Annotated in this window: 14 protein-coding genes, 1 tRNA gene and 1 riboswitch; of the genes, 10 read left to right on the top strand and 5 right to left on the bottom strand. The window is 61.3% G+C overall.

Annotated features, from left to right (window positions below):
* Positions 1 to 180 precede the first annotated feature (180 nt).
* Complete coding sequence (gene nrdR, locus FQ705_RS23130; protein WP_091796645.1) at positions 181 to 663, bottom strand: transcriptional regulator NrdR; 483 nt, start codon at positions 661 to 663, stop codon at positions 181 to 183.
* A 6-nt stretch (positions 664 to 669) separates the two neighbouring features.
* On the bottom strand, positions 670 to 1,917 hold the full coding sequence (gene glyA / locus FQ705_RS23125; RefSeq protein ID WP_144144651.1) for a serine hydroxymethyltransferase: 1,248 nt from the start codon (positions 1,915 to 1,917) through the stop codon (positions 670 to 672).
* Positions 1,918 to 2,083: 166 nt separating this feature from the next.
* A riboswitch (ZMP/ZTP riboswitch) is annotated at positions 2,084 to 2,192 on the bottom strand.
* Positions 2,193 to 2,442: 250 nt separating this feature from the next.
* Between glyA and ydfG the strand changes: the two genes are divergently transcribed.
* The 9 genes from ydfG (at position 2,443) to FQ705_RS23075 (ending at position 9,020) form a co-directional block, all read left to right on the top strand.
* Complete coding sequence (ydfG, locus tag FQ705_RS23115) at positions 2,443 to 3,189, top strand: bifunctional NADP-dependent 3-hydroxy acid dehydrogenase/3-hydroxypropionate dehydrogenase YdfG (protein ID WP_144145770.1); 747 nt, start codon at positions 2,443 to 2,445, stop codon at positions 3,187 to 3,189.
* Between the two features lie 58 nt (positions 3,190 to 3,247).
* Entirely contained in the window at positions 3,248 to 3,727 is a 480-nt protein-coding gene (gene ybgC, locus FQ705_RS23110; protein WP_144145768.1) for a tol-pal system-associated acyl-CoA thioesterase, read from the top strand.
* 155 nt (positions 3,728 to 3,882) lie between these two features.
* Positions 3,883 to 4,560, top strand: a complete 678-nt coding sequence (gene tolQ / locus FQ705_RS23105; RefSeq protein WP_007179119.1) for a protein TolQ — start codon at positions 3,883 to 3,885, stop codon at positions 4,558 to 4,560.
* A gap of 10 nt (positions 4,561 to 4,570) precedes the next feature.
* Positions 4,571 to 5,017, top strand: a complete 447-nt coding sequence (tolR, locus tag FQ705_RS23100) for a protein TolR (RefSeq protein WP_144144649.1) — start codon at positions 4,571 to 4,573, stop codon at positions 5,015 to 5,017.
* Positions 5,014 to 6,030 (top strand): cell envelope integrity protein TolA, encoded by a 1,017-nt coding sequence (tolA, locus tag FQ705_RS23095; RefSeq protein ID WP_144144647.1) that lies wholly within the window; start codon positions 5,014 to 5,016, stop codon positions 6,028 to 6,030. The genes tolR and tolA overlap by 4 nt, the downstream gene beginning before the upstream one ends.
* Positions 6,031 to 6,168: 138 nt before the next feature.
* Positions 6,169 to 7,461, top strand: a complete 1,293-nt coding sequence (tolB, locus tag FQ705_RS23090) for a Tol-Pal system beta propeller repeat protein TolB (RefSeq protein WP_144144645.1) — start codon at positions 6,169 to 6,171, stop codon at positions 7,459 to 7,461.
* 32 nt (positions 7,462 to 7,493) lie between these two features.
* Positions 7,494 to 8,003, top strand: coding sequence for a peptidoglycan-associated lipoprotein Pal (pal, locus tag FQ705_RS23085; RefSeq protein ID WP_144144643.1), 510 nt, complete (start codon positions 7,494 to 7,496; stop codon positions 8,001 to 8,003).
* A 19-nt stretch (positions 8,004 to 8,022) separates the two neighbouring features.
* A complete protein-coding gene (gene ybgF / locus FQ705_RS23080) occupies positions 8,023 to 8,772 on the top strand; it encodes a tol-pal system protein YbgF (protein ID WP_144145766.1) in 750 nt (249 codons plus the stop codon).
* A 172-nt stretch (positions 8,773 to 8,944) separates the two neighbouring features.
* Positions 8,945 to 9,020, top strand: a tRNA-Lys gene (locus tag FQ705_RS23075).
* 87 nt (positions 9,021 to 9,107) lie between these two features.
* Here the strand turns inward: FQ705_RS23075 and FQ705_RS23070 are convergent.
* On the bottom strand, positions 9,108 to 10,103 hold the full coding sequence (locus FQ705_RS23070; RefSeq protein WP_144144641.1) for a phosphatase PAP2 family protein: 996 nt from the start codon (positions 10,101 to 10,103) through the stop codon (positions 9,108 to 9,110).
* Between the two features lie 35 nt (positions 10,104 to 10,138).
* On the opposite strand from FQ705_RS23070, the gene FQ705_RS34610 reads away from it, so the two are divergent.
* Entirely contained in the window at positions 10,139 to 11,113 is a 975-nt protein-coding gene (locus tag FQ705_RS34610) for a methyltransferase family protein (protein WP_260854597.1), read from the top strand.
* 291 nt (positions 11,114 to 11,404) lie between these two features.
* Here the strand turns inward: FQ705_RS34610 and FQ705_RS23060 are convergent, their stop codons facing one another.
* Positions 11,405 to 13,246 carry a TadE/TadG family type IV pilus assembly protein gene (locus tag FQ705_RS23060; RefSeq protein ID WP_260854596.1) on the bottom strand — a complete coding sequence of 614 codons (1,842 nt, stop codon included), beginning with the start codon at positions 13,244 to 13,246 and terminating at the stop codon, positions 11,405 to 11,407.
* On the bottom strand, positions 13,243 to 13,833 hold the full coding sequence (locus FQ705_RS23055) for a TadE/TadG family type IV pilus assembly protein (RefSeq protein ID WP_186307965.1): 591 nt from the start codon (positions 13,831 to 13,833) through the stop codon (positions 13,243 to 13,245). Before FQ705_RS23055 ends, FQ705_RS23060 begins: the two co-directional genes overlap by 4 nt.
* Positions 13,834 to 13,909 lie beyond the last annotated feature (76 nt).

Below are 13,909 nucleotides of genomic sequence, written 5' to 3'. Positions count from 1 at the left end.
CCGCCAATGTATCGATTCACCGAGGGCGCAACAATCGGCCGAATGGCCAGGTGGCATTCAGGCGTTATCCCGCGCAAAAATGCACGCGACCATTCATTACATTACGGAAACGGGGAGATACGGATGCGTGAAAGAACGCGGGAGAAAACGGCTGAGGCGCACCGCGAGGCGCGAGTGCGCTCAGCGTTTGCGAGGAGGCTTGGGAGGCGACGAGGCGCGACGGAATTCTTCGATCACGTCTTCGAATTCGGAGACGTCCTCGAAGCGCCTGTAGACAGAAGCAAAGCGCACGTAGGCGATCGTGTCGAGCGCACGCAACTCGTTCATCACGAGTTCGCCGAGACGCTCACTGCGCACCTCGCGCTCGCCGCTGCCGAGCAACTGGTACTCGATGCGGGCAACGGCCGCGTCGATCGCGTCTGCTGCGACCGGGCGCTTGCGCAGCGCCAGTTGCATGCTCGCGACGATCTTGCGGCGGTCGAATTCCGTGCGGCTGCCATCTTTCTTGACGACCGACGGCAACGCCAGCTCGACCCGCTCATACGTCGTGAAACGTTTGTCGCAGGCCGGGCAACGGCGGCGCCGGCGAATCGTTGCGCCGTCTTCGGATACGCGCGAGTCGACAACCTGCGTATCGGCGTGACGGCAGAAAGGGCAGTGCATGGCGGCTTAGCGGTAAACCGGGAAGCGTTGGGTCAGCTCGGCAACCTGGCCGCGCACACGTTCGATCGTGGCGGCGTCTTCCGGATTGTCCAGCACGTCGGCGATCAGGTTACCCACCTGCTCCGCTTCCTTGACACCGAAACCACGCGTGGTCATGGCTGGCGAACCCAGACGCACTCCGCTCGTCACGAACGGCTTTTCCGGGTCATTCGGGATCGCGTTCTTGTTGACCGTGATGTGCGCCGCGCCGAGGGCCGCTTCCGCTGCCTTGCCGGTGATCTTCTTCGCGCGCAGATCGACCAGCATCACGTGGCTTTCAGTGCGGCCGGAGACGATACGCAGACCGCGCTTGACCAGCGTTTCAGCCAGCACGCGTGCGTTGTCGACGACCTGCTGCTGATAGGTCTTGAATTCCGGCGCCAGCGCTTCCTTGAACGCCACCGCCTTACCGGCGATCACGTGCATCAACGGACCACCCTGAATGCCCGGGAAGATCGCCGAGTTGATCTGCTTCTCGAACTCGGCCTTCATCAGGATCACGCCACCACGCGGGCCGCGCAGGCTCTTGTGCGTGGTCGTGGTGACGAAGTCGGCGAACGGCACCGGATTCGGATACACACCCGCCGCGATCAGGCCGGCGTAGTGAGCCATGTCGACCATGAAATACGCGCCGACCGATTTGGCGATCTTCGACAGGCGCTCGAAATCGATGCGCAGCGCGAACGCCGAAGCACCCGCCACGATCAGCTTCGGCTTGTGTTCCTGCGCGAGCTTCTCGGCAGCTTCGTAGTCGATGTCTTCGGCTTCGTTCAGGCCGTAGCTCACCACGTTGAACCACTTGCCCGACATGTTGACCGGCGAACCGTGCGTGAGGTGACCGCCGTGCGCGAGACTCATGCCCATGATCGTGTCGCCCGGCTTGAGCATGGCGAAGAACACGCCCTGGTTCGCCTGCGACCCGGAGTTCGGCTGCACGTTGGCGGCTTCGGCGCCGAACAGCTGCTTCACACGATCGATCGCGAGTTGCTCAACGATATCGACGTATTCGCAGCCGCCGTAATAGCGCTTGCCGGGATACCCTTCGGCGTACTTGTTGGTGAGTTGCGAGCCTTGCGCAGCCATGACGGCCGGGCTCGTGTAGTTTTCCGACGCGATCAGTTCGATGTGCTCTTCCTGACGGCGGTTTTCCTGCTCGATGACTTTCCAGAGTTCAGGATCGACGTTGGCGATGGTGCTTTGGGCTCTGTCAAACATACGGATTCCGTTGAATGTGTTCAGGTTGACCGGATCGTGTGCCGAATCTTGCGTAGAGGGTACGCAGCGCTGCTGGCGGCTGGGCCAGCCCTGACGTGGCGGATGGAGAGTCGCCGCACACGCGAGGCAGGACAGCCACCGTCAGCGCAGATCAATGCGCGCGGATCACGGCTGCCCAGGCGAACGGCAAAACGGCACCCCGCGCTTCACGGTGGGTTGTTCCACCTTGAACCCGATTGGTTGAATCGGTTCTATCGCCAGTCACGCGGGGATGAGCGCGTTAGTTTATTGGAAGAGGGTCGAATAGGCAACCAGCCCGCCGGCGCTGGGCGGAGCGCTTGCGGGGCCGAATCCCGCACGCTTGCACGCGGTGCACAAACATCGGAAGAAAGCCGGTTTGCAAGTTACTGTGTAAGCCGCTGCGCAGCCCTGCCACAGGAACTCATCCGGCTGGTGCAACCTTGCCGCAGCGCCGCAATGGAAGTAGGCTTGGGGCCTTTCTCTCTCACCGACCAGGGAACTGCAATGATCGTGTTCGTCACCGGAGCGTCCGCAGGATTTGGCGCCGCTATCGCCCGCGCCTTCGTCAAGGGCGGCCACCGTGTCGTCGCCACCGCTCGCCGTAAAGATCGCCTGCAGGAGCTCGCCGACGAACTCGGCGACGCGCTTCTGCCGTTCGAACTCGACGTGCGCGATCGCGCCGCCGTCGAAGCGGTGCCCGCCGCACTGCCGCCCGAATTCGCGGCCATCGACGTGCTGGTCAACAACGCCGGTCTCGCCCTCGGCGTCGAACCGGCCCAGAAGGCCAGTCTCGACGAATGGACCACGATGATCGAGACCAACTGCACGGGCCTCGTGCAAGTAACCCACGCGCTCCTGCCGGGCATGGTGGAACGCAATCGTGGCCACGTTTTCAATCTCGGCTCAGTAGCCGGCCGCTGGCCTTACGCCGGCGGCAACGTCTACGGCGCCACCAAGGCATTCGTGCGCCAGTTCAGCCTGAACCTGCGAGCGGATCTCGCCGGCACCGCGCTACGCGTCACCGATATCGAACCGGGGCTGTGCGGAGGCACCGAGTTCTCGAACGTGCGTTTTCGCGGCGATGACGAAAAAGCCGGCAAGGTCTACGAAAACGTGGAACCGCTGACCGCCGAAGACATCGCCGATTCGATCTACTGGATCGCCACGCGGCCTGCGCACGTCAACATCAACACGATCGAGCTCATGCCGGTGGCTCAAACCTTCGCCGGATTGACCATTCATCGCGGCTGAAGCCCGCCAGGCGGCGCACACATCTTGAAACAGACCTGGGTGTGTGCGTTCCGGTAAAATGCGCCGCATGAATATGTCGACCAGCCAGCCCGGCGCGGAAATAGGCTACACGTGGCCCATTCGCGTGTATTACGAAGATACCGACGCCGGCGGCATCGTGTTTTACGCGAATTACCTGAAATTTTTCGAACGGGCGCGCACCGAATGGCTGCGCGCGTGCGGCGTCGACCAGAACCGGCTGGCAGACGAAACCGGCGCAATTTTTATCGTGCGCAGCACCGCAGTCGACTATCGGGCGCCGGCCCGGCTTGACGACGTCGTCCAGGTGGTCAGCCGGATCGAGCGGCTCGGGCGGGCGTCGGTGGACTTCGCGCAGGAAGCCTGGCGGGACGGCACGCTGCTTGCTACCGGTTCCATCCGGGTCGGCTGCGTCGATCGCGTCGCGCTTCGGCCAGCCGCGATTCCTCCGCCGGTTCTCGCCGCTTTGCGGCGTGGGCCGGGCGTCAAAGACGATGGCGTGTCAACGAATAACAACTGAGCTCCGTTGTTACGGGGCCAGTGAACTCGCATCGATCAAGCAACACAAAGCATGGTTCGGCTTGCAATATCGCCGATGCTTCCGTTTTGCTCACGGCAAGCTTCGAGTGACCTTGCAGCCGGACGCCCCCTTCCGGGACGTTAAAACGAACCTTTATGAACACTACACAAGATCTGTCGATCGTTTCTCTAGTACTCAACGCGAGCCTGCTGGCGCAGGCCGTCATGGCTCTGCTGCTGCTGTTGTCGCTGCTGTCGTGGACTTTCATCTTCCGCAAGTGGTTTGCGATCCGCCGGGCGCGCGCGCAAACTGAGCGCTTCGAACGCGATTTCTGGTCGGGCGGCGACCTGCAGGCGCTTTATCAGAGCGCCGCGAACAATCGCCACACGATCGGCGCCCTGGAGCGGATTTTCGAGTCCGGGATGCGCGAATTCCTGAAAGGCAAGGAAAAACGCCTGAACGATCCGGGTGCGATTCTCGACGGCGCCCGCCGCGCCATGCGTGCCGCATTCCAGCGTGAAATGGACGTGCTCGAGGCCAATCTGGCGTTTCTCGCGTCGGTCGGCTCGGTCAGCCCGTATATCGGTCTGTTCGGCACGGTGTGGGGGATCATGAACGCGTTCCGCGGTCTCGCGAACGTTCAGCAAGCTACGCTGGCGAACGTCGCGCCGGGTATTGCGGAAGCGCTGACGGCTACGGCAATCGGCCTGTTCGCCGCGATTCCGGCCGTGGTCGCTTACAACCGCTACGCGCACGACATCGACCGTCTGGCGATCCGCTTCGAGACCTTCATCGAAGAATTCTCGAACATCCTGCAGCGCCAGGCACAGTAAGGAGTCCACGATGGCAGGCTCTCGTACATCCAGCATGCGCGGCTCCCGTCAGCGACGCGCGATGGCCGACATCAACGTCGTGCCGTACATCGACGTGATGCTCGTGCTGCTCGTGATCTTCATGGTGACGGCGCCGCTCGTCGCCCCGTCGATCGTCAATCTGCCGACCGTCGGTGGCGCCGCGCCGCAGCAGCAAACACCGCCCGTCATCGTGAACATTCGTGCAGACGGCAACATGAGCGTCAAGTACAAGGACGATGCCGGCGCACAGCAACAGGAAGACATGACGAAGGCCGACCTGAACGGCTTCATCGCCGAGCGCGCGCAGTCGCATCCGGATCAGCCCGTCGTGATCGCCGCGGATAAAACCGTCAAGTACGAAGTCGTGATGAACGTGATGTCCGAGCTGAAAGCTCGCGGCGTCAAACGCGTTGGATTGCTCGTCAAATCGCAATGATCCGCAAGAATCCCGAATACCCGCTCCAGCCACCGCGTGAACGCGGCACCGGGCGAGCCTTTGCGTTCGCGCTGGTGATGCACGCGCTGCTCGGGTTCTTCCTGTATCACGGCATCCAGTGGCAAAACAGTACGCCCGAAGGCGCGGAAGCCGAGTTGTGGACCGAGGTGCCGGATGCGGCGATCCCGCGTCCCGTGCCGCCGCCGCCCGCACCGGTCGCCCCTGCCCCGCCGCTGCCGGACGAACAGGCTGACATCGCGTTGCAGGAAAAGAAGCGGCAGCAACAGGAAGCGGCGCGTCAGGCGCAACTGGCTGAACAGCAACGCCAGCAGAAGCTGCAGGCTCAGCAGGAAGCCGAGGCGAAACGCCAGCAACAGTTGGCCGCCGATCAGGCCGCACAACTGGCCGCTCAAAAAGCCGCCGCCGCGAAGCAGAAACAGCAGCAGCAACAGCAGGCTGACAAGCTCAAGCAACAGCAACTGGCTGATCAGCAGAAGCAGCAACAGTTGAAAGAACAGCAGCAGGAACAGCAGAAGCAGGCCGACGCGGCCGAAGCGCAGAAGAAGGCGGACGCGCAGAAAGCGGCAAAAGCGAAGGCTCAGGCGGACGCTGCGGCGCAGGCGAAGAAGGCAGATGCTGAACGCCGCGCACGGGTCGCGCAGATGATGCAAGGCACGGCCGGTGGTACGGGTTCGACCGACGGCCTCGGCAAGAGCGGTACGGGTAGCGGCTCGGGCGGCAATGCAGCATCGCCGGGTTACGCGGACAAAGTACGCCGCGCGGTTCTCCCGCATGTGTCATGGTCTGGCGACACGGCTGGTCTGGTGACCGTGATTTCCGTTCGTTGCTCGCCTACAGGGACATTGCTGGATTCTTCGATCTCGCGCAGCAGCGGCAACTCGGCGTGGGACGACGCCGCAAAGCGGGCGGTCGATCTGACCAATCCGATGCCTCAGGACATCAATGGCAAGACGCCGACGAATTTCCTGATTACGCTTCGTCCGGCAGGTTGAGTTCAGCAATTTGACAGTCAGTTGACAGTAGACACGACGCTCCGCTCAGCGTCGCGCACTCGGGAACGAATTAATGCTTTTCGGGTCTGTCTGCTGTCGTGAAGTGTTGGTAAAACGTTTTTGGGGAATCCATACAGCATGAGTTTGATGACCAAGCTAGGCCTGCGGACACTTGTAGCGTCGTGCCTGATCGCCGTCGGCGGCGCCGCCCACGCACAACTCAACGTCCTCGTGACAGGCGTCGGGTCCACCCAGTTTCCGATCGCAACGGCGAATTTCGCCAATGAAGCGAACTCGCCGCAGCAGGTCAGCACGATCGTGCGTCAGGATCTGCAACGCAGCGGCAAATTCACGAATATCGACGCGGGCGCGACGCCGGTGTCGGAGACGGATTCGGTCGACCTCGGCAGTTGGAAGGCCAAGGGCGCCAATGCATTCGTGTCGGGCAGTGTGAACCGCCTGCCGAACGGCCAGTACGAAGTGCGCTTCAAGCTGTACGACACCGTCAAGGGCGAAAGCCTCGGCGGCCTCGTGCTGGTGAGCCCGGAAAGCGGCTTGCGCATGAGCGCACACAAGGTTGCCGACTACATCTATGGCAAGCTGATGGGCGGCCGCGGCGTGTTCGCCACGCGTCTGTCGTACGTCATCAAGACGGGTGGGCGCTATCAATTGCAGATTTCCGATTCGGATGGCCAGGACGCGCACATCGCGTTGTCGAGCCCCGAGCCGATCATCTCGCCGGCATGGTCGCCTGACGGCACCAAGGTCGCTTACGTTTCGTTTGAAAAGAAGAAGCCGATCGTCTATATCCACGATCTGCCTACGGGCCGTCGCGTGGTCGTATCGGACCAGAAGGGTAATAACAGTGCGCCGGCCTGGTCGCCGGATGGCCGCACGCTCGCCATCGCGCTCTCGCGCACCGGCAACACGCAGATCTTCGCCGTCAATGCCGATGGCAGCGGCCTGCGCCGCCTCACTCAGGGAAGCTCGATCGACACCGAACCGGCCTTCTCGCCGGACGGCCAGTCGATCTATTTCACCAGCGACCGTGGCGGCCAACCGCAGATCTACAAGATGTCGGCCCAAGGCGAAAACGCCGGCGCCGCACAACGCGTTACATTCACGGGCAGCTACAACACCAGCCCCCGCGTGAGCCCCGATGGCAAGCAACTCGCCTATATCTCGCGCGTCGGTGGAGGGTTCAAGCTCTATATCCAGGACCTGCAAGGCAACACTGCCACAGGCCTGACGGACACGACACATGACGAATCGCCGAGCTTCGCGGCGAACGGTCAGTACATTCTTTACGCCACACAGGTGAACGGCCGTGGCGTGTTGGCCGCAGTATCGACCGACGGTCGCACTCGGCAGGTCCTGTCCGTTCAGGGTGGCAGCGTACGCGAGCCATCCTGGGGCCCGTTTATGCAATAACGTTGATGCAATAACACAAGGAGAGTAACCAAATGATGTCCAAACTTCGTTTCGCTTTTGCCGTATTGATGGTCGGTGCGCTGGCCGCATGTCACTCGGGCGTCAAGCTCGACGAAAACGCCAACAAGGGCGGTGCAGTCTCGACGCAACCGAACCCGACCGACGTCGCACAGGTCAATGTCGATCCGCTGAACGATCCGAACAGCCCGCTCGCCAAGCGCAGCGTCTACTTCGACTTCGACAGCTACTCGGTCAAGGACGATTACCAATCGCTGCTGCAACAACACGCGCAATACCTGAAGAGCCACCCGCAACGTCACGTCCTGATCCAGGGCAACACCGACGAACGCGGTACGAGCGAATACAACCTGGCACTCGGCCAGAAGCGTGCTGAAGCTGTGCGCCGTTCGCTGTCGCTGATGGGCGTCACGGACTCGCAAATGGAAGCCGTGAGCCTCGGCAAGGAAAAGCCGCAAGCTGACGGTCATGACGAAGCGTCGTGGGCACAAAACCGCCGCGCCGACCTCGTGTACCAACAGTAAGTAACGGGTGATGAGCCGAATGACGCATCGTTTCTCCTGGCTGCGGTTCGCCGCAGCGGCCTGCGTCGCAGGCACGGCCTTCGTGGCTGTGCCTGCGCATGCGGGCATCTTCGACGACGATCAGGCCCGCCAGGCCATTCTCGATCTGCGTACGAAGACCGATAGTCTGTCGAGTCAACTGTCGGCCGCACAGCGCACGATTCTCGATCAGTCCAACCGTCTCGACCAGTTGAATCAGCAGGTTGCGACGTTGCGCGGACAGAACGAGGATCTGGGCAATCAGCTCACCACGCTGCAAAAGCAGCAGAAGGACTACTACACCGATCTGGATACGCGCCTGAAGAAATTCGAGCCGCAGCAACAGACGGTGGACGGCGTCCAGGGTGAGGTGCAGCCGGGCGAAACCGAATCGTTCAACGCGGCTTCGCAGCAGTTCCGCAGTGGCGACTTCAAGAATGCGGCGGCGTCGTTCCGCACTTTCATCTCCAAGTTTCCGAACAGCCCTTACCAGCCGACCGCACAATACTGGCTCGGCAACGCGCTTTATGCACTGCGCGACTACAAGGGCTCGACGGCAACCTGGCAAGGTGTGGTGAAGAACTACCCGCAGCATCCGCGTGCGCCTGAGGCATTGCTGGCCATCGCCAACAATCAACTCGAGCAAGGTCAGAAGGCTGCGGCCAAGAAGACGCTCGAGCAGATCGTTGCGCAATACAGCGGCTCGGACGTCGCGCAGTCGGCACAGAGCAAGCTCTCGCAGATCAAGTAAGTGCTGGTAGGCAGTAACGCGCAGTGTCCGACTTCATAGTCACGCGCGCCTCTCGCTGGAAAGCCCGGGTATCGCTACCCGGGCTTTTCACTATCTGCAGTGTCGACAGGCCCGATTGTCACCATGGGTTGACAGCCTACGGCACCTATCGCTATAATTTCGCTTCTCTTTTGGGTCGTTAGCTCAGCTGGTAGAGCAGCGGACTTTTAATCCGTTGGTCACAGGTTCGAATCCCGTACGGCCTACCAAAGATTCTTGTAGTAAAGCAAAAAGGCCTGCGCAAGCAGGCCTTTTTGCTTTTGTCGCCTCAGCCAAGTCGAGCCAGGCCGAGGGCACTACAGAACACCCCGTCCAATCGTCGGAATGCCCGGCACATTGTCGGTTCGTCGACGATAGAAGCGCGCCTTCGATATCTGAATCGTGACGGCGGCGAGAACCACACCCCCCACCACATCGGCCAAATAGTGACCGCCTTGCGTCGGCGTCGACACGATCATCGCGGCATTGAGCGCGACTGCAACGCCAAAAAGCCCGCGGACATGCCGAAGCGAATACGTAAATAAAACCGCCAGCGCCGTATGAAACGACGGCATCGAAATCAGGCCCTGCGGGTTCGCGAGATCGATCACGCGTAAGGTGCCCTCACGCAACGCCGCAAAATCCGACACCGTAGCCGCCGTGTTCGGGTCGTTGACGTTGAAATAGACGAAGGCACTCGATGCGGGAAAAGGCGTCGACAACACGAGAAGCAGAACGCTCGCCAGCGCAATCAGAAAGAAAAAATCCGGTAGTGCCTCGCGCCTACCCGACAAACCGAGAATGAGCGGGAGCGCAATCAGTTGCCACCGGCCACTTTCGTAGGCAAGCGCCAGAAATTGCTGTACATGCGGATGCGCGTGAACCCATCGATACGTGCTAATCCAATCGAAGCCGACTGCGCGATCGAAGCGAATCAGCGTCTTTTCGATCAGCGGCGCATCGACTGTCACACAGAGATAAGACAGAACGCACATCGCCGGCACGAAGCACACGAGCACAGCACACCAGGCGGCGATGTCCGACACGTTCACGTAGCGAAACTTCGCGGTGATCGTCTTGTAGCGAGGAATCGAGCCTAGCCCCCGCAACAGGGCAGCAATGCTCAGCAGGACCAGCACGCCTTCGCTCGCGGCAGTCATGCTGCCGGGTTTCAGGGTGTAATCGGTCAAGCCGAGCCAGACCATATCGACGATAAGTACAACGCCGGTGATCAGCCATCCAGACAGATAGCTTTTCATCGAAGATGAGAGCGGCTGCGCGAAGCGCACATCGCTACTCCTTTGTTGACGCATACGCTCCACCTTGGCCGAGACAATCGAGCAGCCAGGTGCAGACCCTGGCTTTAATCTGTAACGGCGCCGGGCAATCAAACTTTAGCCTCACTCCACCGCGAGTATCCGCATGCGGCGCTAAAGAAAATTTACCCAACGCCGTTAAAAAAGTTAGAACACCGAACTCGACCGTAAACCACATCAGACCGGCAATTACTACCTTCCTGGTACGAAAGCCGGACTCTAGAGCACGCATTTCGGCGCGCTCCGCGACGGCCGCTTTAAAAATCGATATCACCGCCAACGCGTTTTATCTCATGACACCAGAAATCCTGGGACCGGCGAACGTGCCCACCCCCTCCATCGGCTTCGATGACAAAAAGTCGAAGACGCCTACAGTTCCCAGCGCGCCGCTTACGCGCAAGCAGTTGAGCATCGAGATCGCGGCGCGTTTCTTTAGCCTGGCAGCGCTATCGCTATTTCTCATCTCTGCGCTCAGCCAGTTCATGAAGAACCCCGCGCGGATCACGCTGTTGTTCCTCGTCTTCACCGCCATGCTGGACATTGGCCTGATCATCTCCAGCCGTGTCGCCCGCGAGCGGGATTGGACGCCGCTCAGTATCGTCACGGCGATGTTCGGAACGTTCTACTACATTGCCTTTCGGATGGATCCAGGCGTCCATCTCATCCCCGAGACGGTCGCTGTCGGCGTTCAAATCACCGGCATCCTGATCCAGATCTCGGCCAAGCTCACGCTGCGGCGCTCGTTCGGACTTTTGCCCGCGAATCGCGGCGTGGTTGTCGGCGGCCCCTATCGGATTGTTCGTCACCCGATGTACCTCGGCTATGCGATCCGCGATATCGGATTTCTGCTGCCCAACTTCGGCGTGCAGAATCTTGCCGTGCTCGCCCTGCATCTCGGTCTGCAGTTCTGTCGCATCGTTCGGGAAGAACGCATGCTGTCGAAGGACAACGCCTATCAGGACTACACGCGCCGCGTGCGATATCGGGTGATCTTCGGCCTGCTCTGAGCGGTCTGCATAGAAGGCAGGCGAGCGAACCGGCACGCGGACGGCGGCGCAGCGCCTATCTTCGTCATGACCTTGGGCGCGCCCGCCGCTCTGCGTCGCCGCCGGTATTTTGAGTCATGTGTCGGTCGCGTCAGCGCAGCCGCTGGTCGACCCGCAACTCAGCCGAATCGACGAAGCGATCGGCCTCAACTGCGTGGCCTGGTATGAGTCGTACGGCAACACCCTCTGCTCTTTTCAAATCGAGCCTCGCGTATGCCAGCGGCCTGATGCAGACCAGCGTGGTCTACGCGTTCACTGAGTCAGTCGCAGCACGCCGAGGTTGCCGGCGATCTCCTCGAAGATCGCGTTGAGCGTGGCATTGGTGGGCGCGTGGTAGTAATCCCCCGGCGACGCGCAACTCTGCATGGCCTGCTGCGCCACCGCACTCGACGCGTCGCTGCCGAATGTGATCGCGTAAATGGTGATGCCGCTGTTCTTCATGGCGGTACACACGCCGAGCTGGAACGAGTTGATGTCGGTGACCGATGCCGCCGAGCCTGCGGTCAGTGGACTGCCATTCGAGCCCGTCACGGTCGGCGCTTTTATCACACTACTGCCGACGCCTGTCAAACCATTGAACGACGGCGGCGGCATGATCCCGTTCGGACTGCCGGGGTCGTTTTCGCCGTCGGTCAGGACAATCGCGACGCGCTGCAAGCCCTGAGTGATCTCGGGACGCGGCAAGGTGCTGTCGGACGACACCCAGCCGTTGCCGTTGGACACGTTGTTTGACCAGTCCGACGACAACATTCGCCAGCCCCACAGCAAGCCGGTCGGAATGATCGTCGAGCCGGCCGCCTGCATGTTGCCAATGGCGGTCGTCAGTGAGCTCGCGTCTTTGGTCAGGAATTTCACCGGCGCAATCGAGCACGGGCTGCCCGTGCCGTTAATGTTGCCGTTCTGATCGTAGATTTTCGTGCTGGGGTTCGGGTTGGAGGTGGTCGATGCCGCCTGCGCCCAGGCCGCGGTGATGCCCGTGCCCGTCCCCACGCTGCAGGTCGTCGCCGAACCGTTAGTCTGCAAAGTCAGCGGAACACCGGTGACTGTATTGACACTCGGGGCGCCGCTGCAATTGATACTGCCAGTCTTCGTGGTCGGGTATGTCTTCACCGTAAAGCCGGCGCTGGGGACGTTGTAGAAGAACGGCGTGAAACCGGGCACGTCTTTAGGTGCATAGGCTTTCGGATACATGTTGGACCCCGCGTCGCGCGGCTCGACGGCGCATCCGCCCCAACCTGAACCGGTGACACCCGAATGGGCCGTCATCCAGACATTGTTCGAGTTGTACGTAAAGTTGGGCGTCATCCAGCTGCCGCTCGGCAGCAGCGATCCGCCGACGTTCACCATCGTCGTGAACGGCACCAGCCCCACGTAGGAATTGTTGTTTTGCACGCCGAGAATGTTGGTCACCAGATTGCTGGCCGCTGCTCGCACCCCCTGAATCTTGGTGCCCTGCGTCTTGTCGCTACTCGCGTAATCCGCCATCGAGGTGGTGTTGTCCAGCACCAGCACCAGTTCCAGCAAACTCTGCGGCAGCCGCAAGGCGGTATTGCTGGCAGCAATCGTCACCGTGTCGGGCGATTGCGAATTCGAACCTGACCCGGAACCTGAGCCATTGTTCGCCGTGCCCGTCCCGAAGATGATCGGCGCCAGCAGCGGCGCGGACCCCGTCGCCGAAAGCTTGATCGTCTGACCGGCGGAAGGCGTCCCGCTGACGGTCGCCGAGAACTGCGCGTCAGGCATCGAAAAGTCCATATAGCCGGACGGCATGTTCGCGTTGTAATAAGCGCGCGCGTCGGCCTGCCATTGGGTCAGGCTGGTTCCGGTGGTCGTGTTGTAGTGCAGCAGGTCGACACCGGAGGACAGGGTCGCCACGTCGAGCGCCATCTGAACGCGCGTTTGCGTCATCTCATAGTGAATCGTGTCGATGGCCGTACACATGGAGCCGATCATCAGGGTCGCGCACAACGCGAACATCACGGTAATGGCGCCTTCATCGCCTTTGAGCAACGTCGAGAGCGAGCGCGGCTGCGACGGAATTTGACGAGCTGTCGACGAAGCCATGGTGCGTGCCGTGCCAGGGTCGCGCATCATGACGCCGCCACCAACGCGAGCGGCCTGCCCGAACGCGGGCGGACATAGACGCGCTCGTAAATAGTCTGGGTGCCGGGTGCATTGGTCCAGAACGGCATCGTCATCGAGAAGGGCGTGTAGGAATAGAACACCTCGACCACGACGGCCGAATCGCCATTGCGAAACGGCCACGTGGCCGGCAGGAGACTGCTGCCGGTTTCCTTCGACTTCATGCCCGACAGGTTCCACGGCGCGCTTTGCTGCCAGTACTGCTGCGGCGCGCCCGCGGCCATCGAGGGCGGATTCGGCGGGTTGGTCGGATCGCAGCCGACGGTCTGATCGCAGATCGACGTGATGATCACGCCACCTTTTGCCTGCAACGTGTTCGGCGCGGCGATGAGCGTGGCGGCGCTCCAGATCGAACCCAGACTGTTCGAATCGCCGGTGGTCGTTTCGTTGATGACCGACGACATCTGTCCAATCGAGTCAGCCAGCGTGAACGCCGTATGCTCGATCAGACTCACGGCCCGCATATACATGTAGATTTCGCTGAAGCCGAGCATTGCCAGCAGCATCAGCGGGACGATAATCACAAACTCGACGGTCACGCTGCCGCGATCCGACCGCAGAAGTGAACGCAGCCTCCGTCGAAGGCTGCGGCGCGTGGTCGACGGCAATGTCTGT

It is taken from the genome of Paraburkholderia sp. BCC1884 (genome assembly GCF_900996225.1).
Classification (GTDB): Bacteria; Pseudomonadota; Gammaproteobacteria; order Burkholderiales; family Burkholderiaceae; genus Paraburkholderia.
This window is presented reverse-complemented; position numbering and strand designations above follow the sequence as displayed.